Below are 19,552 nucleotides of genomic sequence, written 5' to 3'. Positions count from 1 at the left end.
GCGCAAAAAAGCACCACAGCAGCAGGCAGCGTGACGGGGAGTGTCCCGTTACGCTGCCTGTTTGCGCGGTGCTGGTTGTACGCGGAGAATTCCCGCCCACTTACTGCCTACAACGCGACCTTAACCTTCTCGCGCCGCTTGTAATAGACCCAGTATTCGAATCCAATCTCCTTCAGCCGCGCAGCCACCTGATTGCGCTGGTCGGCAACGCGGGCAGGGAGATGGGCATCGGAGCCGAAGCTGACCTCCACGCCGAAGTGCAGGGCCCGCTCCAGAATCTCATCGGAAGGGTACCAGCCGCCGCACAGCTTGGTGCCGCCGGAGGTGTTGATCTCGATGGCCGGGCCGCATTCGCCTATTACGCGCAAGGCTTCGTCAATCTCCTTGGGGGCAGCGATCTCGGAGAACGGCGGATAGTTCCCCTTCATGGCATCGATGTGGCCGAGAATCTGGAAGATGCCGCTGCGTGCGGATTCGGCAATCAGCCGGTAGTACTCGCTTTTGGAGGCAAGCCTCTGCGCGGGGTCAAGCCCCTTCCAGCGGCCCTGGTTGAAGATACTGACCTCCTCAACATGATGCACGGAGCCGATTATATAATCGAACGGGTATGCGGCGTAGGTCTTGCGGTACAGCTCCGCATGCTCCGGGAAAAAGTCGGATTCCATACCGAGCAGAACATCAATGCGGCCTTCGTATTCTTTTTGCAGCGACAATACTTCCTCTACATAGTGGACCAGCTCGGACTTGGCCATAGCAATGCGCGGAAAAGCCTGCTCGGACGGGCTTCCGAAGTAAGGCGAATGATCGGAAATACCGATGACATCCAGCCCCGCCGCTATTGCGGCTTCAATATAATCCCGGATCGTGCCGTCAGCATGGCCGCAGCGGAAATGATGGGTATGCAGGTCGAACTTCATAATGGGAACATCTCCTTAGGCCAATATGGCGAAATAGGGTGCAGGTTACTCTGAGCCGATGAACTGGGTCTCGGGCATTCCCTTAAGGTCGCTCAGGAACTGTCTCATCGCAGAGTTGACATACTTGCCCGACTTGGTAATGACACCTACAGGATGGGTAACCTCAAGCTCGATGATCGGGACGATCCGCAGGGTTCCGCTTCTGACCTCGGCAGTGACAGACTGCTTGGAGATGACCGCCGCTCCCAGATCAAGCTCGACCATCCGCTTCACTTCCTCACTGCTGGTCAGCTCCATAATCACCAGCGGCTGAATACCGTGCCTCGCCAGTACCTCATCGACAAATTTCCGGCCGACCGTATCCGGTGAGAGCAGGATGAGCGGGATGGTGCCCAGTGCCTCGATCCCGGCTGTTTTGACCTGGGCCAGCGGATGGCGGGGCGAAACCACCAGTTCAAAAGTATCATAATACAGGACCGAGGTCGTCATTCCCGGATTGCGGCCGATCAGATAGCCGATGCCGACATCCACAATCCCGTTCTCGACTTGCTGGTAGATCTGGGAGGAGGACATGGATGAGATCGAGGTTTTGATATGAGGGAACTGATCCTGGAAGTAGGAGAGCACCCGGGGGAGAATCTGGATGGCGATGGAGGTGGTCGTACCGAGAATAATATGCCCTTGGGGATTCTCTTCGAGATCGGCAAGGCGCTGCTTAAGCTCATCTACGATTCCGACAATCTGTTCCGCGTGGGCGAGGAAGACCTTGCCCCTGTCCGTCAGCGTCACCGGCTGGTTCCGGTCAACAAGCTGCGTTTTGAACTCTTCCTCCAGGCTTTTGATCTGGGCCGAGACCGCCGGCTGCGTCAGGTTGAGCAGCTCTCCCGCCTTGCGGAAGCTCATGGTTTTGGAGATGGTGATCAATGTTTCGAGCTGGCTGATATTCATGGACTGTCCCCCTTATGGCTACCGGATGGTGCCGCCGTATATTTGTACAAACAGGGAAAGCCGCAGCTTTCCGGAGGGCGTATGCGCACATGCCGGCTTCCAGAATTAGAGTCTGCAAGCCGCGGATTCTGACAAAGCAGATAGGTACAAGGGTCGCTGTGAGTGCTGCACTCGGAGGGTGTGACGCCGCAGATCTTACGTTTATTGATTAAATTATAGGAGATTCCTCCCGGGAGGGCAATGTTGCGCTCCAAACTATCTTCAGAAATCATTCGACAAGACCATTAATTTTTGGTGAATAATGCCGATATATGAAGTATAATAAATTTTATTGCTTAGGACTTTTGGTATATGACTAAAGACTGGTCGAGGGGGACAGCACTTTCATGAAAGCAGAAGTAATCAATCCGTTTTTAGAGTCTGCGCGCATTGTAATTGAACAGGTGATCCAAGTCTCGCCGTCCACCGGTATGCTGGGGATTAAGGATATTGAACTGATCGATAATCATATATGGATCCAAGTAGGAATGACAGGTCAGCTCAGCGGGAATATTATCTTCGGGATTGCCGAACCGGTAGCACTTAAGATGGTGTCGGCCATGATGGGCGGTTATGTGATAACAGAGATGGATGAGATGGGCCAGAGCGCCATTTCCGAGCTGGGCAATATGATCAGCGGCAATGCCAGTACTATTCTTTCCAATCAAGGGGTGTCGGTAGACATTACCCCGCCGAAGCTGATGAAGTCCGAGGGTATGTCCATCCTGCCGCGCAAAGCATTGAGTATTCCTCTTCTGATGGAAGGCATCGGGGAGCTTGATATTCAGGTTATGATCTCTTAGGCAAATAATCGGGAGTTGAACCTATTCCATGGCAGTACAAGGCAAGATTGTGGTGATTACAGGAGCTTCCAGCGGGATTGGAGCGCTAACGGCACAGATGCTCAGCGAGCGTGGGGCAGTTCCCGTTCTGCTGGCCCGGTCCAGGGACAAGCTGCAGGCTGTTGCGGCGGGCATTCAGGGGGAGCATGGGCTGTTCGTCTGTGATGTGACCGATGAAACAGCAGTTAAGCATACCTTTGCGGAGATCCTGGAGCAATACGGCAGAATTGACATTCTGCTCAATAATGCCGGTTACGGCAAGTTTGCGGCTTTTACAGAGATGGAGTCTGAAGAGTTCGCCGACATGATGGATGTTAACTATATGGGAATTGTGCGCTGCACCAAGGCTGTCGTTCCTCATATGCTTACACGCGGCAGCGGTCAGATCGTGAATGTGGCTTCCATGGCCGGCAAAATCGGAACAGCACGCTCAGTGTCCTACACGGCCACCAAGCATGCTGTTCTCGGCTTCACCAATGCGCTCCGCCAGGAGCTTCGTAAGAGCGGTATTATTGTCTCGGCTGTGAACCCCGGACCTATCGCCACCGAATTCTTCAAGACCGCCGACCCTTCAGGCAATTATGAACGAAGCGTAAGCCGGATCATGATGACGCCGCAGCATGTGTCCGCGAAGATCGTCAAGCTGATGGACAAGGGCAAAGAGGAAGTGGATCTGCCCGGTCTGGCAGGCTTCGGCATCCGGCTCTATGGCCTGTTTCCGCGGCTGGCAGACAAGCTGACCTATAACCTGATGAACAGAAAATGACCAGAGAAGTATAGATCATAGTTACCGTCTGTGGCGTGAACGGCTTGTCCCCCTTTGGTATACAGGATGGTATGACCGTGTTAAATACGGCCCCAACTTAGATTTTATGGCCTTCCATTTGGTGGAGAGGCCTTTTTGGCATATAATGAACATATTATCTTAAGTGAAAAGGATGAAACCCTATTATGAATAAAGCTTCTTTTGCGGCTATCGGCATCCAGGAAGACCTTGCTGCCCGATTGTCTGAATTCGGCATCACCGAACCATCCCCTGTGCAGGAGCAGACGATCCCGCTTCTGCTGGAAGGAAGAGATGTTCTGGCCGCATCCCAGACAGGAACAGGCAAGACACTGGCTTATCTGCTGCCGCTGCTGCAAGGGATTAACCCGGACTCGAAATCGGTGCAAAAGCTGGTGCTGGCCCCAACCCAGGAGCTGGCGATGCAAATTCTCCGTGAAGCGGAGCGCTACGGGGCACACCGGGGCATCCGGGCCATGGGGCTGATCGGCGGGGCGGCGATCAAGCGCCAGATTGACAAGCTGCGGGAGCATCCGCATCTGGTGGTAGGCACCCCGGGACGCATACGTGAGCTGATCGGGCTGCGCAAGCTCAAGATGCACGAGGTGAGCACGATTATTCTCGATGAGGCAGATCAGATGTTCCAGCTTAGCGGTGCAGGCGAAGTGACGAAGATCGTCAGCAGTGCGCTGCGTACGCGGCAGCTGGTCATGCTGTCAGCCACCATTGGACCGGAGACCCGTCTGCTGGCGAACCGGGAAATGAAGAATCCGGCGGAGGTGGGCATTGAGCCGGAGATGATGACCGCAGCGAGCCTGGAGCATCACTATGTGGTGTGCGAGGAGCGGAACAAGATCGATATGCTGCGCCGGGTCATCCGCCACTACAAGCCGGACCGGGCCATTGTGTTCGTGAACGCTACGGACGACATCGCTGAAGTGACTGCGAAGCTGAACCATCTGGGGCTTCCGGCTGCTGCGCTCTATGGAGATGCGGACAAGGTGACGCGCGCAAACGTGCTGACCCGCTTCCGGGACGGCAAGCTCAAGGTGCTGGTCGCCAGTGACGTAGCGGCGCGGGGCCTGGACATTGAGAATCTGACGCTTGTCGTCAGCTTCGATCCGGCCTTTGACTCTGAGCACTATGTCCACCGTGCCGGACGGACCGGGCGCATGGGCAAACGCGGCTTATCCGTAACGATCGTTACGGAGCAGCAGACGTTCATCATGCGCAAATTCGCCCGCGAGCTGGATATCCAGCTGGACGAGCGGGCCATGGCCTTCGGCAAGGCGCTGGCGGAAGGCGAGCGCAGTGATTTAGGCGGCGGGGGCGGGAAGGAGCGCCGCGAAGGGGCTGAACCGCGCGGCGGCATTGCAGCGCCGCGCACCGGCAAGCCGCAGGTGCGGACCTCGGCGGCTGGAACAGCAGCCGGAGGGACAGGCGGCGACGCGCCGGCAGGCCAGCCGGGCGCAGCGGCTGGCGGCAGTGGCGTTACGGCGCGGCGCGAGCAGCACCGGCCGGGAGTGAGCGCCGGCACGCGCAGCGCGGCGGGGCCCGGCGGCAAGGCCCGCAGCAATGCGGAGCGGGAGCAGAACCGCAAGAATAAGGGAGCCCCGAAATGGCTCAAGAACAAAACCCCGAGAGGTGACGGTCAATGAATACAGCTCCCGTATTGGAAATTACGGGCCTCAGCGGAGGCTACAGCCTGAACAAGCCGGTGCTGCATGACATCGGCCTGCAGGTGCAGCCCGGTGAGATGGTTGGGTTAATCGGACTGAACGGTGCAGGCAAGAGCACTACGATGAAGCATATCCTGGGGCTGATGTCCCCGCATAAGGGTGAGATTACGGTACAAGGGAAGACGCGCAGCAGCGATCCTGAGAGCTACCACAGTGCGCTGTCCTTCGTGCCGGAGTCCCCTCTGCTCTATGAGGAAATGACGGTTCGTGAGCATGTAGAATTCACTGCCAGAGCGTATGGCGTGGAGCGCAGTGATTATGAATCACGCACCAGCCAGCTGGCTGCACTCTTCAATATGGAGGACAAGATGGATACCTTGTCCTCCCATCTGTCCAAAGGCATGAAGCAGAAGGTGATGATTATGTGCGCGTTCGTAGCGCGCCCGGCCCTGTATGTCATCGACGAGCCGTTCCTCGGCCTCGACCCGCTGGGTATCCGCTCCCTGCTGGATTTCATGCTGGACCTGAAGAAGTCCGGAGCTTCAATTCTGCTCAGCTCGCATATTCTCTCTACGATTGAGAACTATTGTGACCGGTTCATTGTGCTGCACGGCGGTAAGGTGATAGCGGAGGGAACCCTCGCCGAGATGACCGCGAAGGCCGGGCGGCAGGGCTTGAATTTGGAGCAGCTGTTCTACGAGCTGGTTCAAGGAGGGAAATGATATGGATTTGAAGGAGCTGCGCCGGCAGCGGCGCAGCCGGTTCACAGGAAGCCTTGTCCCTTATATGGGATATATCATTCAGAGCGGTGTCGCCATGGTGTTCCTGCTGGTGCTGATCATCTTCTCCGCCTGGTATACAGCGCTGCTGCGCGATATTCCGCCTGGCGTACCGATCCGCTGGATTATGTTCGTCCTGCTGGTGCCTGCGGCGGTGCACAGCAGCTTCCGGACGTATCTGCAGACCCCGGATACGATCTTCCTGCTGCCGCAGGGCCACCGGATGAGAGAGTATTTCGCCCCGTCCTGGGTCAGCGGCAATGTGTGGAAGATTCTGCGCCTGGCCTTTATCCTCATTACATTATGGCCGCTGTACATACGCACCGAGGAGTCACCGCGGGGGCTGCTGGCTACCCTGCTGGTGCTGATTCTGGTCAAGCTGTTATCCAGCTACGGGTTATGGCGGGAGACGGCGATGCTCTCCCGCCCCGCTGCGGCTGGCTATAACCTGCTGCGCTGGGCGGTCGGCGGTCTAATGGTCGGGGCATGGCTATGGCAGCCGTCCATGCGCGCCCTGATCTTCATCCTGATTCTGGCCGCAGCCTATGCGGCCGCGCTGGCCGTTCCCGGACGGCATGCTGTTCCGTGGGAACGCCTGATCACCATGGAGAAGAACCAGGGGACCCGGGCGTTGATGGTCCTCGGCTGGTTCGTCGATGTTCCGGGACGCGAGCAGCGGGTATATGCCCGCCGTTATCTGTCGCGTTGGGGCAGCGGGCTGAGTTGGCAACGGGATTCAGCCTACCGGTTCCTCTTGACCAAAAGCTTCGCCCGGGGTGACGTCTTCGGCATCGTCCTGCGGATGGCTGTGCTGGATCTGTTCCTGGTGTGGATGATGAAGGACAGCTATCTCGGCAGCGGCATCTATGTATTCTTCCTCTTCCTGATGGGCATTCAGCTGACGGCGCTGCGCAAGCTGCACAGCGAATCGTTCTGGCTGACCGTCTACCCGCTGCCGGAGGGCAGCAAGGGCAAGGGAACGATCCAGTTTGTATTCCGGGCCCATCTGGTCCTGGCGCTGCTGACCGGATTGCCGCTCCTGCTTCAGTTAGGGCAGCGCCCGCTGGAAGTGCTAGGCACCTTCGCCTGCGGATTCCTGCTGGCGTATCTGTTCAAGGCCAACTCCACCCGCAAGGAAGCGCGTATGGATGAAGACGACCTGTAGAACAGATTGCAGCAGCCGACAAGGCGTACCCGCAAGCGGGTGTGCGTAACACAAATGGCCTCAGACTCTCGCGGATGCGGAGTCTGAGGCCATTTTTAGAAGATAAGAATGTATAAAAGGGAATTCCCTCTTCATATCAGGTGGAGCAGGGAATGCTATAACACGTGGATCGGAGAGAGCACGCAGCTCCCTCCAGGGGACTCACTCCCTGTTAGACAAAGAGTGAACGGCTGATGATGACCAGCAGGATAAAGAGAACCAGGATCGCTCCAGTGCTTGTGAACCCGCCGCCGTATCCGTATCCGCCTCTAACTTCTTCGCTCATGTTCATTCCCCTTTCGCGTGTGAGTTGTTGTACTTGAGTACATCGTATTGTATGTGCGGAGGGCAGAACGTGTATAGGCCAATGCCGTAGCACCGGGCAAAAAAAATCAGCCCCGGCCTTCCGGGGCTGACGCAGGTATGCACAGGCGGATGATCAAGCCTTCTCCAAATCACGGATGCCCGCATAGACCAGATCGAACAGATCTTCCAGCTGATCCTCCTCGATACAGGAAAAGGCAATGCGCAGGTCGCTCTCGCCAAGGGCGATGGTGCCCAGGCCGTAGGTGTGAATCAGGTGAAGCCGCAGATCCTCCGCAGAGACAGTAAAGAGCTTCAGGCACATGAAGTAACCGGAGTTGAACGGATAATACGTCCATACATCATCGCCGTATTTACCGCTGTCCAGCAGTGCCTTCACTTTGTTGGCCCGGCCTTTCATGATGAGGAATTTCTCTTCCTTCTGGGCTGAGAATTCCGGCGCCTTCAGCGCGTCCAGCACGAAGGTCTGCGACGGATGCGCGCCGCTGGAGATGGTGGCCCGGATAATGCCCAGGGTTTTTTGTTCCAGCGCAGCCAGCAGCTCCTTGTTCTCCGAAGCGTAGGTGATGAAGCCGACGCGGAAGCCCCAGACGAATTCTTCTTTGGTGGCTCCGTCAATCTTGACCGCCAGCACGCGAGGATGCAGATTCGCCAGCTTGCCGAACAGGGATTCCTTGAGTGAATCCTCGAAAAAAAGTCCGAAATAAGCGTCATCGCTGACCACTACCACATTAACGCCTTCTTCGGCAGCACGCAGGATAGCGGCAACAATGGCCTCGCCTTCTGCAAGGCCTGGCGTATATCCGGTTGGATTATTCGGGAAATTAAGGAGGACGATGGCTTTGCCGCGGTCCTTCTGGGCCAGCAGGGCATCCAGCAGCCCTTCGCTGTTGAAGCTCATGTCCTCCGTGAAGAGCGGGTAATTCACGGTTTCAGTCTGGCGGCGGATGCCGAAGGTCAGCTCGTAGTTCTCCCAGTTTTTGTCCGGATAAATGACGGCATCCCCTTGCTCTGCGAACAGATCGGCAACGATGCTAAGCCCGTGGGTCAGCGCATTCGTGACGATTGGATTACTGAAGGACTTGCCTTCAAGCGACGGATTCTCCCGCAGCATCTTCTCCCGCCAGACAGAGCGAAGCTCAGGCTTGCCTGCCGGAGGTGCATAGCCGTACAGGTCCTTGGGGCTGAAGGCGGAGAGCTTATCCTGGATTACGCCAAGGTGCATCGGCAACCCGTTCTCGGTAGCAATCCCGATGGTGGCGTTATACTTTTTAGCATGAGCCGTTGCCTCTGCGGATTGGCTCAGAATCCCCTCTTTGGGAAAATAAATCGCTTTACCGAGACCAGAGAGCATATTGTACACATGTTCATTGCCTGCCTTGATGCTGTCATTCAATTGTCCAGCCAGTGGATTCATCAGTTTCATCCTTCCGGTATTCTTCTGGGATATATACGCTAACATTGCCTAACATTATAACACCGTGGATTGCCCCCGTCACTTAGGAATGCTGCGTTTTCATAAATAGTTTTGGAAACGAAGCGGCGTCCCGTCCCCATGCGCAGCCCAGAAGATGTACAAATGGGAACCGGACAAGGTATTATGAAAAGTAAGCTTAAGCTATATCTATAGGAGGGAATCATATGCTGCATGCATCGCCATCCTCTTTTGTAATCCTCCCGGCTCTGGCGAAGATTGTCTGTGAACCGGGCTGGAAGTGGCAAAAAAGAGAGAAGCCGCTGCAAAATTACGATTTATTCTACGTCTGGAGCGGGGAGGGGACTGTTGTGCGCGGAGGAGTGCCCTATCAGGTAGGGAAGGGAAGCTGCTTCCTGTTCCGCCCGGGGGATTATACCAGCGCCACACATAATCCGCAAAAGCCGCTTGTGCTTACATATATTCATTTCGATGTTGCCGAAGAGGTGACCGAGGTACCGGCGTTCTACCACGAGCTGAGCGAGACGGTGGAATTCGAGCATCTGCTGGCCCGTTATGTCCGGCTGTTCCTGGTGCAGACCTACGCTGCGGAGGAGGAGGGCCGTCTGATTCTGAAGCAGCTCATGATTCATCTGCTGCGGCAGGATCAGGCAAGGCCGGTCGAGCGCCATGTCAGCAACCAGCTGGCGGAGGTGATCCACGAGGTCGCCAACTATGTCAGCCAGCATCCCGGGGCGGCGCACCGGGTAGAGGATCTGGCCGCCCGTGCAGGGCTGTCCCCTCGCTATTTCTCGATCAAGTTCAAGGAGATCACCGGCTCCTCGGTCCAGTCCTATGTGATTCGCGCACGGATCGAACGGGCTCAGCATCTGCTGCTGTATGCGGGCATGAACGTCACAGAGGTGGCGGATGCGCTCGGCTACAGGGACATCTTCTTTTTCAGCCGCCAGTTCAAGCAGCATACCGGGAAGAGCCCATCGGAGATTCGCTGAAGCGGCGGGGGAGTATTGTGCTGAGTGTGGTATAGGTGCTTCGGGTGCTAGATGTGCTGTGTATGCAACGGGTGCTTAATGTGCCGTATGTGCTATGCGTGCCATGTGTGCCATCGGTGCTATGCGGACCGTGAGGACCTTATTTTGCGAAAAAGTCACTTATTCCCCCTGCTGCGGACTCAGGAGCCGTTATCAGGCTGATTGGGGCCGAAATGGAGGCGTATGGGCTAACTTAAGAGCATCTGAGTCCGCTTGCCCTGCGTGATCTGGCAGAATAGCTGAAATAGCGGCCCCCCAGTCCGCAAGGCAGGCCTGAAGTTGAAGCGGACACTGCGCTGTGACAAAATAAAGGAAAGCATCACAGCCAAAATATACACGGGAGAAGGAGAATACTTATGTACGAAATAGTCCTGATACGGCATGGAGAGAGTGAATACAACCGGCAGAATCTGTTTACGGGCTGGAGTGATCCTGATCTAACGGAGAAGGGTGTTGAAGAGGCGAAGAAGGCGGGCAAGCTGCTGAAGGATGCCGGATATACCTTCGATCTCGCATTCGCCTCGGTGCTGAAGCGTTCGATCAAGACGCTGAACTATATCCTGGATGAGATGGATCTGCTGTGGATTCCGGTGCAGAAATCCTGGAAGCTCAATGAGCGCCATTACGGTGCATTGCAGGGCCTCAGCAAAAGTGAAACCGCACTTCAATACGGTGAGGAGCAGCTCCATATCTGGCGGCGCAGCCTCTCGGTCCGCCCTCCGATGCTGGAGCCGGATGATCCGCGTTATGCCAGACATGATATCCGCTACAAGGAAGTCCGGCCGGGTGACATCCCGCGCGGCGAGAGCTTGGAGGATACCGTGCACCGGGTCGGAGATTTCTGGACCAACCGGATTGTGCCGCTCATCCGCAAGAAGGAGCGGGTTCTGATCTCGGCGCACGGCAACACGCTGCGGGCCCTGATCAAGTATATGGAGGATATCGACGAGACCGCGCTGCTGGATCTCAATATCCCGACCGGCGTTCCGCTGGTCTACAAGCTCGATGACGATGTGAAGCCGATCAGCCGCTTCTACCTCGGCGAACCGGAAGAGGTGCAGCAGAAAGCCCGCGAGGTGGCGAATCAGAGTAAGGTTACGGAGTAAACGGAGCGGCGCTGTGCCCAGCATAGCTTAGCGTATATGATAATAAAGGGAGTATTCCAGCCGTCATAGGGGGTTGGGATACTCCTTTTTTATGAAACATAATTTGTAGTTGAGTATAAGGGGGATTATGTATATTCTTGTTAAGGTTATACTATATGAGGAGGAACAAATTGTGGAAATCAATGTACAACCGTCTTCACCCCCAAACTATCCACCGCTACGCCCGTCAGGTCTCGGAGGCTGGCTGGTGCTGGTGCAGATCGGATTAATCGCAACGTTAATTCAAGTATCGTATCAGCTGTTGAACTACAATATTCCCAGCTTCAGCCAGGAGTATTGGGGGATTCTGGCATCTCCGCAAGGGGAAATGTACCATCCGCTCTGGGCGCCGGTGATTATATTTGAAGCGGCTGCGAACGGAGTGCTGCTGTTGCTTACTGTTTTTACTTTGATTTTGTTTTATCAAAAAAAGGCACTTCTGCCGCGTATGATGATTATCCTCTATTCCGTCAACCTGCTGATCGGGATCGTTGATTATGTGCTCGTGATGAATATTCCTGTTGCCAGTGAGCTGGAGGATGGAAGCAGTATGCGTGATCTGATTAGAGCGTTATTCACCTGTGTGATATGGACAGCCTACTTCCGGAAATCGGAGCGCGTAAGATACACCTTTATCCGGTAAAAAAGCCTGACGAACGCAACCTATGCGCTAACCCGGAAGCTTCATTTAGAGTTCAAAAAAACCCGTCCAAGGTACACGAATTCGTGTCCTTAGTCGGGTTTTGTGCTGTGCGGAAAGTGTAATCCTGTCCTATTATCAGTTGTGACGTTCGTGCAGGATCAGGTCCGGCAGAACTAGACCGGCCGCCGCATCTCTCCCAGCAGCTCGCCCATCTTCACCTTCGTATCCGGGGCCAGCCCGGGGCGCGGGGTGAAGGTGCCGCTCTCCATCAGCAGGACTACCGTGGAACCGAATTCGAAATATGCCAGGTCGTCGCCGCGCTGCCATTCTTTGGCCGTCTCATCAGTATAGCGGATACTGCTCACATTCATTGCGCCTACCTTGACCACGGCGGTCTCGCCATAGCTGCCGGCTATATAAGTAATCAGCCGTTCGTTACGGCTCAGGACACTCTTCATATGGCGCATGCCGAAATCATTCACGGGGTAAGCCCGTCCGCGGATATAATCGCTCTCCCTCAGCTGTCCGGTTAACGGGGAGTGAATCCGGTGATAATCGGTAGGGCTTAAGTAGAGGACGAAATAATAGCCTTTCTTGTACAGTTCGAGGTGTGGCGAGTGATTAAGCAAATCCTCCAGCGTATAATCCTGCCCCTTCACATTCATTATCGTGCCGCAGTTGATTTCGCCCATTGCCGTAATCATCGCGTCTACAGGACTGGCTACGGCATGCTCACCGCTGGCCACCGGGCGCATCCCCGGCTTCAGGCGGCGGCTGAAGAATTCATTCAGTGTACGGTATTCTCCGGCAGCCTTCTCCGCCTCGGCGGCAGGAATCTGATAGGAACGAATAAATACCGGAATCATAAGGCGGCTGAGTCTGCTGTGGGATAAAGCCCCCATCAACCTGGAAAGCCATCTGTGCGAGGATAGCTCGGTCATCAGCCGCAGCAATTGTTTAACCATGCCCATCTCCCTTCCATCATGCAGCAGTGTTATCCTGTGCCAAGGGACTCCACCCGCTCTGCATTATATTGACATAGAATAGGAGACAAATCAATAAGAGTTCATTCTTAATGCTTCTTCGTACAGATATCTGGCATAGCCCATAGGCTGGCGGTAGCTGTCTTTCCATACCCCGCGCAGTCCGGCCTTCTGGAAGCCGTAACGCTGGTCGCGCCCGTTGCATTCAATGAAATACAGCTGTCCGTGCTTCGTGACACCGATGTCCAGACCGATATCGGCCAGCCCCGGCAGACTCTTCTCCAGCTCACGGGCGAGGGCGAGACTGAGTGAGAGGACGGACATACGGATTCTGGCCGCCTCTTCTCCAGGGAATGCCTGCTCCAGGGCAAAAGAGGATTTCAGGGCTTCGCCTCCTCTGGCAATGTTCGATACAAAGCCGCCTGGAGCGGCGAGCTTGGCGAACAGGCCGGTGACCTGCCATGCTCCGCCCCAGCCCCGCTGTACCGTAACACGCAGGTCAAAGGGGCGTCCATTAATCTCGGCCAGCGGAATCCGTTCCTGGACCAGATAGGGCACAGAAGAGAGCCGGGCGCGGAGGACCCGGGGAAGGGCGTCCGGGTTAACGGCTCTGCTAACCTTGCGTCTTGAGCCAGAGAGAGAGTAGCTCCAGAGCCAGCGTCCTTCGCCGCTGCGGGTGAGCCGCATCACGCCGTTACCCACGCTGCCCCGGCAAGGCTTGAGGATCAGATCCGGGTAGCGGTTCATCATCTCCCTCAGGCCGGAGAGTCCGCTTGCAGTGACCGGCAGATAAGCTTGCAGTTCGCGGCTGCGCTCCAGCAGGCCGTGAATCTGATCCTTGCCGTAGCGGTTGCAGCTGTTATAGACCTGAATTCCTTGCCGGAGCAGGCGCTCGACGCCAGTGCTGCGGGGATCATAGATTGCCCGGTTGTGGATGACCTCCGGCGTAGGGACGATTTGTCTGCGGTAGCCTTGCAGACCTTTCTTCATATAGACACTGCTGAAGCCGGACGCTACGTCGATGTCGGACAGCTTCACAAAGCAAGGGGTTAATCCGTATGCAGCGGCGGCCTCTTCATAGTTGGCCAGAGATTCCTGTCCGGTTTTTAACCGGGGAACGCCCCCGTGCATAGCGGCATTTAGCAGTATCCCAACGAGCTTTTGCCCCATGTTCGTTCCTCCTGTTATCTTGAAGTACTTCCCGGCTGTTTTTATGTCTCCTGTCATTGTATGTATGTACGTGCCCGTAAGGGTTGGACGGATGCGCGGCGGCAGATGCCCTTTTTTGAAAGGAGAAGATTGGATTACCGGCTAGGGGAAGGGTGTCATCCGCCCATGCTGCTGCATATGATGCCTAGAAGATACAATAGATGGAAGGAGGAGACTGCTTGTGAAGAGTCCCAAACGAAAACAGCAGCGAAGTTCCAAAAGACCGCTCTATTACGTGGATAATCCCGATACGACTGAACTTAGCATGTTGGACAGCAGTCCCAAAACACAACAGAACCAGGAATTGGAATGGGTGGAAGTGGCAGAGGGGGAAGACCTTGCCCTGCAGGTGAGCGGGGTGGAGATGCTGGAAGTGACCGCGCCGCTCCAGCAGACTGTGCCTGCACCGGAGGGGAATCAGGGAGCGGTGACGGAAGAGGGGCGCCAGCAGGAAGGCCCTGCTGCCCTGCTAGAAGCGGAGGTAACAGCTCCGCCGGAAAAAGAACGCCTGCAGCCCGTATACACCGATGATCTGTCCGATGGCGCCGTCACCGGCGCCAAGATTGCTCCACGGACCATTGACGGGTCCAGGCTAAAGCATGGCATCATCGGCACACCCTGGCTGCAGGACTATGCAGTGCAGAGCATCAACCTTGCGGACCGGGCGGTTACCTCCTCGAAGATAGCGCCGGAGTCCGTTACCGGTGAGCATCTGGCGGAGAGCAGTGTCAGCGGGGGCAAACTGCTGGATCACTCCATCGGCGGCGAGAAGCTGAAGGATGGCAGCGTCGGTCCGGAGAAGCTGGCAGACCGGATGATCAGCGGAGGACATATTGCCGATGGTGCCATCAGCAGCCGGCATCTCAGTGAGTTCATTATCACAGCGGAGCTGCTGGATGATGGGGCAGTGACTGGTGAGAAGATTCTCAGCAGCAGTATTGACAGCCGCCATCTCAGTAACGGCAGTATTGACCGCTCTAAGCTGGCTGACGAAGCGGTGTCCGCCGACAAAATCGCCGATGGTGAGATCAGCGGTGTCAAGCTGGGTGATGCAGTGATCGAGAGCCGTCATGTGGGGGAAGGCGTCATTACCGCGAGGCATCTGGCCCCGGGTGCCATTGGACGGGAACAGCTGGCGGCGCGCCTGATCGGCAAGGAGCAGCTTCAGCCCGGTATTATTGAGAGCGGGCATCTCGCAGATGGGGCAACCGGGTCCCGGCAGATCGCGGCGAAAGCTATCCGCAGCCAGCACATTAACCCGGAGAGCATCCATGCCGACCATATTGCCGAAGGTGAAGTTGGCAGCCGTCATCTGGCAGACCGCAGCATTTCTTTTGTGAAGCTGGCGGACGGCGCGGTAGGAACTGCACAGCTGATAGAGCAGGCGGTCACCTCTTCCAAAATTGCGGATCAGAGCATTCTCGCTCATAAGCTGGCTGACGAAGCCGTGATGACGCGCCATATTGCGAAATCTGCCGTGCGCAGTGCGCAGATTGCCGCGCAGGCTGTCACTTCGGCTCATCTGCAGCGCGAAGCTGTGGATAATTCTCATCTGGCTGCAGAATCTGTAGGCTCTGCCCAGCTGCAGGAGCAATCCGTCCTGACCGGCCATCTGGCCAAAGGGGCAGTTACGGAAGAACAACTGGGGTATGAATCCGTTACAGGAGAGCATATTAGCCCCCAGAGTATTACCGCAGCCAAGCTGGCGGACGGCAGCATCATTACCGCCAAGCTGGCCATGGGCGCGGTCGGGAGTACGATTCTGGCAAAAGAAGCGGTCAGCGGAGAGCATATTGCGGTCTGCGCCGTGGAGGAGAAGCACCTGGCGGATGGCAGCATCAGCGGGCGGGTGCTGCAGGAGGAGGCTGTAGACGCCAGTCATCTGGCATCCGGCGCCATCGAACGCCGGCATTTGGGAGACAGCAGTGTGACTTCATCCGCGCTGCAATCCGGTTCGGTAACGGCAGATAAGCTGTCCTCCGGTGCCGTCAAGGAGGCCCATCTTACTGCTGCGATTGTACAGCCGCATCATTTGGCTGACTATGCCGTCACTTCGCTGAAGCTATCGCCGGAGAGTGTCTCAACGGATAAACTCGGTGATCTGGCCGTCACTTCCATTAAGCTGGCGGACGGCAGTGTAAGCGCGGAAAAGCTGGCAGCCTCAGCAGTGCAGACTGAGCATCTGTCGGCAGGCGCGGTCGGCCCGGATTCGCTTAAGGATACGTCTGTGCAAGGCAGACATTTGGCGGCTGGCAGTGTGGGCGGAGCACATATCCGGCCGATGTCGATCGGCAACGGACATCTTATTCCAAGCTCTGTCTCATCGATCCAGATTCAGGATGGCAGCATCAGCGGCACCAAGCTGGCCGAGGGGGCGGTAGCTTCCCGTCATCTCACTCCTGGCAGTGTAGGCGGAAGCGAGCTGGCTGATGCCTCAGTGGAAGGGCGGCATCTCGCGGATGGAGGCATTAGCCTGGCGCATCTGGCAGATGAGGTCCGCAGTGCAGACCTGCTGCCCGACGGAAGCATTGGCGCAGAGAAGCTGGCAGCGGGTGCTGTAGAGTCGGTTCACTTGGCTGAAGCGAGTGTTCAGGCCGTTCATTTGGCGCAGGCAGCGGTGGAAGCCCGGCATATCGGTGCCGGAGAGATTACGCTGGCCCATCTGGCCAAAGAGACACGCAGCGCGGATCTTCTGCCGGATGGCAGCATCGCAGGCAGCAAGCTGGGGGCGGGAGTGGTAGGGGCCTTCCATTTGGCTGCAGGCAGTGTGTATGGCGGCCACCTGGCTGCGGATGCAGTAAGCAGCCGGCATATCCGCGCCGGCAGCATTCAGCTCAGTCATCTGGCTTCCGATACGCGGGGCGCGGACCTGCTGCCGGATGGCTGCATAGGCGGAAGCAAGCTGGCTGAAGGCGCAGTGGATTCGCAGCATCTCCAGCCGCAGAGTGTGGACGCAGAGCATCTTGCTGGCGGAGTAATTCAGGAGCGTCATCTCGGGGCGGGGATTATCCGGCTGACGCATTTGGCTGAGGAAACGAGGAGTGCGGAGCTGCTGCCGGATGGCAGTATAGGTGGAAGCAAGCTGGCTGAAGGCGCAGTGGATTCGCAGCATCTCCAGCCGCAGAGCGTGGACGCAGAGCATCTTGCAGACAGAGTAATTCAGGAGCGTCATTTGGGCTCAGGAATTATCCGGCTGGCGCATCTGGCTGAGGAGACGAAGAGTGCGGACCTGCTGCCGGATGGCAGTATAGGTGGAAGCAAGCTGGCCGAAGGCGCAGTGGATTCGCAGCATCTTCAGCCGCAGAGCGTGGACGCAGAGCATCTTGCCGGTAGAGCTATCCAGGAGCATCATTTGGGCTCAGGAATTATCCGGCTGGCGCATCTCGCGGAGGAAACCAGAAGTGCAGAGCTGCTGCCGGATGGCAGTATAGGTGGAAGCAAGCTGGTTGAAGGCGCAGTGGGTTCGCAGCATCTCCAGCCGCAGAGCGTGAACGCAGAACATCTTGCAGGCGGAGTAATCCGGGATCGCCATTTGGCGCCGGGAATTATCCGGCTGGCGCATCTCGCGGAGGAAACCAGAAGTGCGGAGCTGCTGCCGGATGGCAGTATTAGTGGAAGCAAGCTGGCCGCAGGTTCTGTGGGCTCTATCCATTTGGCTTCCGGCAGCATCTACGGAGGTCACCTGGCGCCTGAAGCCGTGGATAGCTGTCATATCCGTCCCGGCAGCATCGGCCTGGAGCATCTGGCCCAGGATGCCCGGACCTCTGAGCTTTTGCAGGATGACAGTATTACAGGGGGGAAGGTTGCTCCTCACAGCATTGGAACCAGGCATCTGGCGGAAGGGGCAGTGGGAAGCTCAGAGCTTCAGGATGAGGCGGTGGATGGTTCCAAAATCTCTTCCTTTGCCATTCAGTCCCGGCATCTGGAAGAAGACAGCGTGCAGAGCTACCACATTGTTCAGAATGCGGTGAGCGGGGATCATCTGGCGCCTGATTCAGTAGATAGCAGCCATCTCCGCGCGGGCAGCATCCAGCGTGAGCATCTGGCAGAGAATACGCTGACCTCCGAGCTGCTGGGTGAGGGCAGCATAGACGGCAGTAAGCTGGCGCCAGGAGCGGTGGGCTCTAATCATCTGGCTCCGGGCAGTATCTACGGAGGCCATCTGGCTCCCGGAATCGTTGACGGACGCCATATCCGTTCTGGTAGTATAGGCCTCGAGCATCTGGCCGGGGATGCGCTGACCTCCGAGCTGCTCCCGGACCATAGTGTTACCGGAGAGAAGCTTGCGCTTCACAGCGTCGGCACCGGGCATCTGGCTGAAGGTGCGGTAGGCAGCACTGAGCTGCAGGACGAGGCGGTGAAGGCTGCCAAAATCGCTCCCTTTGCCATCCAGTCCCGGCATCTGGAAGAAGACAGCATCCAGAGTCATCATATTGCTCAGGGTGTAGTGAACGGAGATCATCTGGCGCCTGATTCAGTGGATAGCAGCCATCTCCGCACGGGCAGCATCCGGCGTGAGCATCTGGCCGAGAACACGCTGACCTCCGAGCTGCTGGGTGAGGGCAGTATAGACAGCAGCAAGCTGGCGCCAGGAGCGGTGGGGCCTAATCATCTGGCTCCGGGCAGCATTTACGGAGGCCATCTGGCTCCCGGAATCGTTGACGGACGCCATATCCGTCCTGGTAGTATAGGCCTTGAGCATCTGGCCGGGGATGCGCTGACCTCCGAGCTGCTCCCGGACCATAGTGTGAACGGAGCGAAGCTTGCGATTCACAGCGTCGGCACCGGCCATCTGGCTGAAGGTGCGGTAGGAAGCTCTGAACTGCAGGATGAGGCGGTGAAGGCTGCCAAAATCGCTCCCTTTGCCGTCCAGTCCCGGCATCTGGAAGAAGACAGCATCCAGAGCCATCATATTGCTCAGGGTGCAGTGAACGGGGATCATCTGGCGCCCGGATCAGTCAATGCGGAGCATCTGTCCTTCCATCCGGTGCAGAGTGTCGGGAACCGCGAGGTTTTGCAGCAGTTCGGGATGACGGCGTTCATGTTCAATGGTGAGGCGGAGAGTGTGGAGGTGACGGTTTCTTTTGACGAGAGCTTCGGCCATACCGGCTATGTGCTGGTTGCCATGGCTAACCAGCCGTACTTCCATGCCTCGCTTAAGAACAGAACGGGCGGAGGAGCGACGATTGAGGTGGTACGGCTGCGCGAGACCCAGCATTTCTATGGCGTGCTGTCGTGGATTGCGCTCGGTACTCCGCTGGTCAAACCTGCTGTGGAGCATCGTGCTTTTGATTGATTGAGGGCAGAATAGATTGTACATGAGGCGCAGCCGTGGGTTGCGCCTTTTGTGCATGATTACGCCAGCATTTATAGGCTTCACGCTATTCATTTCTGCTAATTGTACAAGCAGGGAGGCCGGGAGAAGTGTTGTAGCTGCTTTAATATACTCCTGCTGCTGATGATCGGAAGTGTTCCTCCTCCTGTAAGCGCTCTCCTGTGGCGGCCTATTGCCGGGTGGAGGCGCATAGCGGCATTTGTCCAATTATCTGCGCTCAGGGAGACACTTGCCGTTACCGGGGGTGGCGGGATA

The 19,552-nt window shown here is 56.8% G+C and carries 15 protein-coding genes; 9 read left to right on the top strand and 6 right to left on the bottom strand.

The annotated features are described in order from the left end of the window. Positions 1–107 precede the first annotated feature (107 nt). Both NST69_RS24930 and NST69_RS24925 read right to left on the bottom strand, forming a co-directional pair. Positions 108–917, bottom strand: a complete 810-nt coding sequence (locus tag NST69_RS24930; protein WP_339250859.1) for a histidinol-phosphatase — start codon at positions 915–917, stop codon at positions 108–110. Between the two features lie 45 nt (positions 918–962). Continuing rightward, entirely contained in the window at positions 963–1,865 is a 903-nt protein-coding gene (locus NST69_RS24925; RefSeq protein ID WP_036701586.1) for a LysR family transcriptional regulator, read from the bottom strand. Positions 1,866–2,251: 386 nt separating this feature from the next. Here NST69_RS24925 and NST69_RS24920 point away from each other — a divergent pair, with 386 nt between their 5' ends. The 5 genes from NST69_RS24920 to NST69_RS24900 all read left to right on the top strand — a co-directional run bounded on the left by NST69_RS24920 (position 2,252) and on the right by NST69_RS24900 (position 7,153). Beyond that, positions 2,252–2,707, top strand: a complete 456-nt coding sequence (locus tag NST69_RS24920; protein WP_036727095.1) for a chemotaxis protein CheX — start codon at positions 2,252–2,254, stop codon at positions 2,705–2,707. A 28-nt stretch (positions 2,708–2,735) separates the two neighbouring features. Then, the gene (locus tag NST69_RS24915) at positions 2,736–3,512 is read left to right on the top strand and encodes an SDR family oxidoreductase (RefSeq protein ID WP_209875965.1); all 777 of its coding nucleotides are present in this window, start codon (positions 2,736–2,738) and stop codon (positions 3,510–3,512) included. A 185-nt stretch (positions 3,513–3,697) separates the two neighbouring features. Continuing rightward, entirely contained in the window at positions 3,698–5,188 is a 1,491-nt protein-coding gene (locus tag NST69_RS24910) for a DEAD/DEAH box helicase (protein WP_342547438.1), read from the top strand. Continuing rightward, entirely contained in the window at positions 5,185–5,931 is a 747-nt protein-coding gene (locus NST69_RS24905; RefSeq protein ID WP_036701580.1) for an ABC transporter ATP-binding protein, read from the top strand. Before NST69_RS24910 ends, NST69_RS24905 begins: the two co-directional genes overlap by 4 nt. Before the next feature lies 1 nt (position 5,932). After that, on the top strand, positions 5,933–7,153 hold the full coding sequence (locus NST69_RS24900) for an ABC transporter permease (protein WP_342547437.1): 1,221 nt from the start codon (positions 5,933–5,935) through the stop codon (positions 7,151–7,153). Positions 7,154–7,364: 211 nt separating this feature from the next. Here the strand turns inward: NST69_RS24900 and NST69_RS24895 are convergent, their stop codons facing one another. Together NST69_RS24895 and NST69_RS24890 are read right to left on the bottom strand one after the other, a co-directional pair. Further along, positions 7,365–7,478 carry a YjcZ family sporulation protein gene (locus NST69_RS24895; protein WP_209875980.1) on the bottom strand — a complete coding sequence of 38 codons (114 nt, stop codon included), beginning with the start codon at positions 7,476–7,478 and terminating at the stop codon, positions 7,365–7,367. Positions 7,479–7,631: 153 nt separating this feature from the next. Beyond that, entirely contained in the window at positions 7,632–8,933 is a 1,302-nt protein-coding gene (locus tag NST69_RS24890; RefSeq protein WP_342547436.1) for an aminotransferase class I/II-fold pyridoxal phosphate-dependent enzyme, read from the bottom strand. A gap of 224 nt (positions 8,934–9,157) precedes the next feature. Here NST69_RS24890 and NST69_RS24885 point away from each other — a divergent pair, with 224 nt between their 5' ends. The 3 genes from NST69_RS24885 (at position 9,158) to NST69_RS24875 (ending at position 11,770) form a co-directional block, all read left to right on the top strand. Beyond that, the gene (locus NST69_RS24885) at positions 9,158–9,943 is read left to right on the top strand and encodes an AraC family transcriptional regulator (RefSeq protein ID WP_036727103.1); all 786 of its coding nucleotides are present in this window, start codon (positions 9,158–9,160) and stop codon (positions 9,941–9,943) included. A gap of 395 nt (positions 9,944–10,338) precedes the next feature. Beyond that, positions 10,339–11,088 (top strand): 2,3-diphosphoglycerate-dependent phosphoglycerate mutase, encoded by a 750-nt coding sequence (gene gpmA / locus NST69_RS24880; protein WP_036727105.1) that lies wholly within the window; start codon positions 10,339–10,341, stop codon positions 11,086–11,088. A gap of 172 nt (positions 11,089–11,260) precedes the next feature. Continuing rightward, positions 11,261–11,770, top strand: coding sequence for a DUF2569 domain-containing protein (locus NST69_RS24875; RefSeq protein ID WP_342547435.1), 510 nt, complete (start codon positions 11,261–11,263; stop codon positions 11,768–11,770). 173 nt (positions 11,771–11,943) lie between these two features. Here NST69_RS24875 and asd read toward each other — a convergent pair whose 3' ends face one another. Both asd and NST69_RS24865 read right to left on the bottom strand, forming a co-directional pair. Next, the gene (asd, locus tag NST69_RS24870; protein WP_339250837.1) at positions 11,944–12,735 is read right to left on the bottom strand and encodes an archaetidylserine decarboxylase; all 792 of its coding nucleotides are present in this window, start codon (positions 12,733–12,735) and stop codon (positions 11,944–11,946) included. Between the two features lie 90 nt (positions 12,736–12,825). Next, a complete protein-coding gene (locus NST69_RS24865; RefSeq protein WP_342547434.1) occupies positions 12,826–13,923 on the bottom strand; it encodes a YheC/YheD family protein in 1,098 nt (365 codons plus the stop codon). Between the two features lie 220 nt (positions 13,924–14,143). Between NST69_RS24865 and NST69_RS24860 the strand changes: the two genes are divergently transcribed. Further along, positions 14,144–19,258: a WIAG-tail domain gene (locus NST69_RS24860; protein WP_342547433.1), complete on the top strand. Its 5,115-nt coding sequence runs from the start codon at positions 14,144–14,146 to the stop codon at positions 19,256–19,258. The last annotated feature ends 294 nt before the right edge of the window (positions 19,259–19,552 follow it).

The sequence above is a fragment of the Paenibacillus sp. FSL P2-0089 genome, assembly GCF_038595095.1.
Lineage (GTDB): Bacteria > Bacillota > Bacilli > Paenibacillales > Paenibacillaceae > Paenibacillus_AQ > Paenibacillus_AQ silagei.
Note: the sequence above shows the minus strand (reverse complement) of the source record. Positions and strands in the feature narration are given on the sequence as shown.

Bases quoted from the DNA above. Each gene is read 5' to 3' on its own strand.
- asd (WP_339250837.1), bottom strand. From the start codon at position 12,735: ATGGTTAAACAATTGCTGCGGCTGATGACCGAGCTATCCTCGCACAGA.
- NST69_RS24905 (WP_036701580.1), top strand. From the start codon at position 5,185: ATGAATACAGCTCCCGTATTGGAAATTACGGGCCTCAGCGGAGGCTAC.
- NST69_RS24930 (WP_339250859.1), bottom strand. From the start codon at position 917: ATGAAGTTCGACCTGCATACCCATCATTTCCGCTGCGGCCATGCTGAC.
- NST69_RS24865 (WP_342547434.1), bottom strand. From the start codon at position 13,923: ATGGGGCAAAAGCTCGTTGGGATACTGCTAAATGCCGCTATGCACGGG.
- NST69_RS24915 (WP_209875965.1), top strand. From the start codon at position 2,736: ATGGCAGTACAAGGCAAGATTGTGGTGATTACAGGAGCTTCCAGCGGG.
- NST69_RS24885 (WP_036727103.1), top strand. From the start codon at position 9,158: ATGCTGCATGCATCGCCATCCTCTTTTGTAATCCTCCCGGCTCTGGCG.
- NST69_RS24900 (WP_342547437.1), top strand. From the start codon at position 5,933: ATGGATTTGAAGGAGCTGCGCCGGCAGCGGCGCAGCCGGTTCACAGGA.
- NST69_RS24910 (WP_342547438.1), top strand. From the start codon at position 3,698: ATGAATAAAGCTTCTTTTGCGGCTATCGGCATCCAGGAAGACCTTGCT.
- NST69_RS24925 (WP_036701586.1), bottom strand. From the start codon at position 1,865: ATGAATATCAGCCAGCTCGAAACATTGATCACCATCTCCAAAACCATG.
- gpmA (WP_036727105.1), top strand. From the start codon at position 10,339: ATGTACGAAATAGTCCTGATACGGCATGGAGAGAGTGAATACAACCGG.
- NST69_RS24920 (WP_036727095.1), top strand. From the start codon at position 2,252: ATGAAAGCAGAAGTAATCAATCCGTTTTTAGAGTCTGCGCGCATTGTA.
- NST69_RS24890 (WP_342547436.1), bottom strand. From the start codon at position 8,933: ATGAATCCACTGGCTGGACAATTGAATGACAGCATCAAGGCAGGCAAT.
- NST69_RS24895 (WP_209875980.1), bottom strand. From the start codon at position 7,478: ATGAGCGAAGAAGTTAGAGGCGGATACGGATACGGCGGCGGGTTCACA.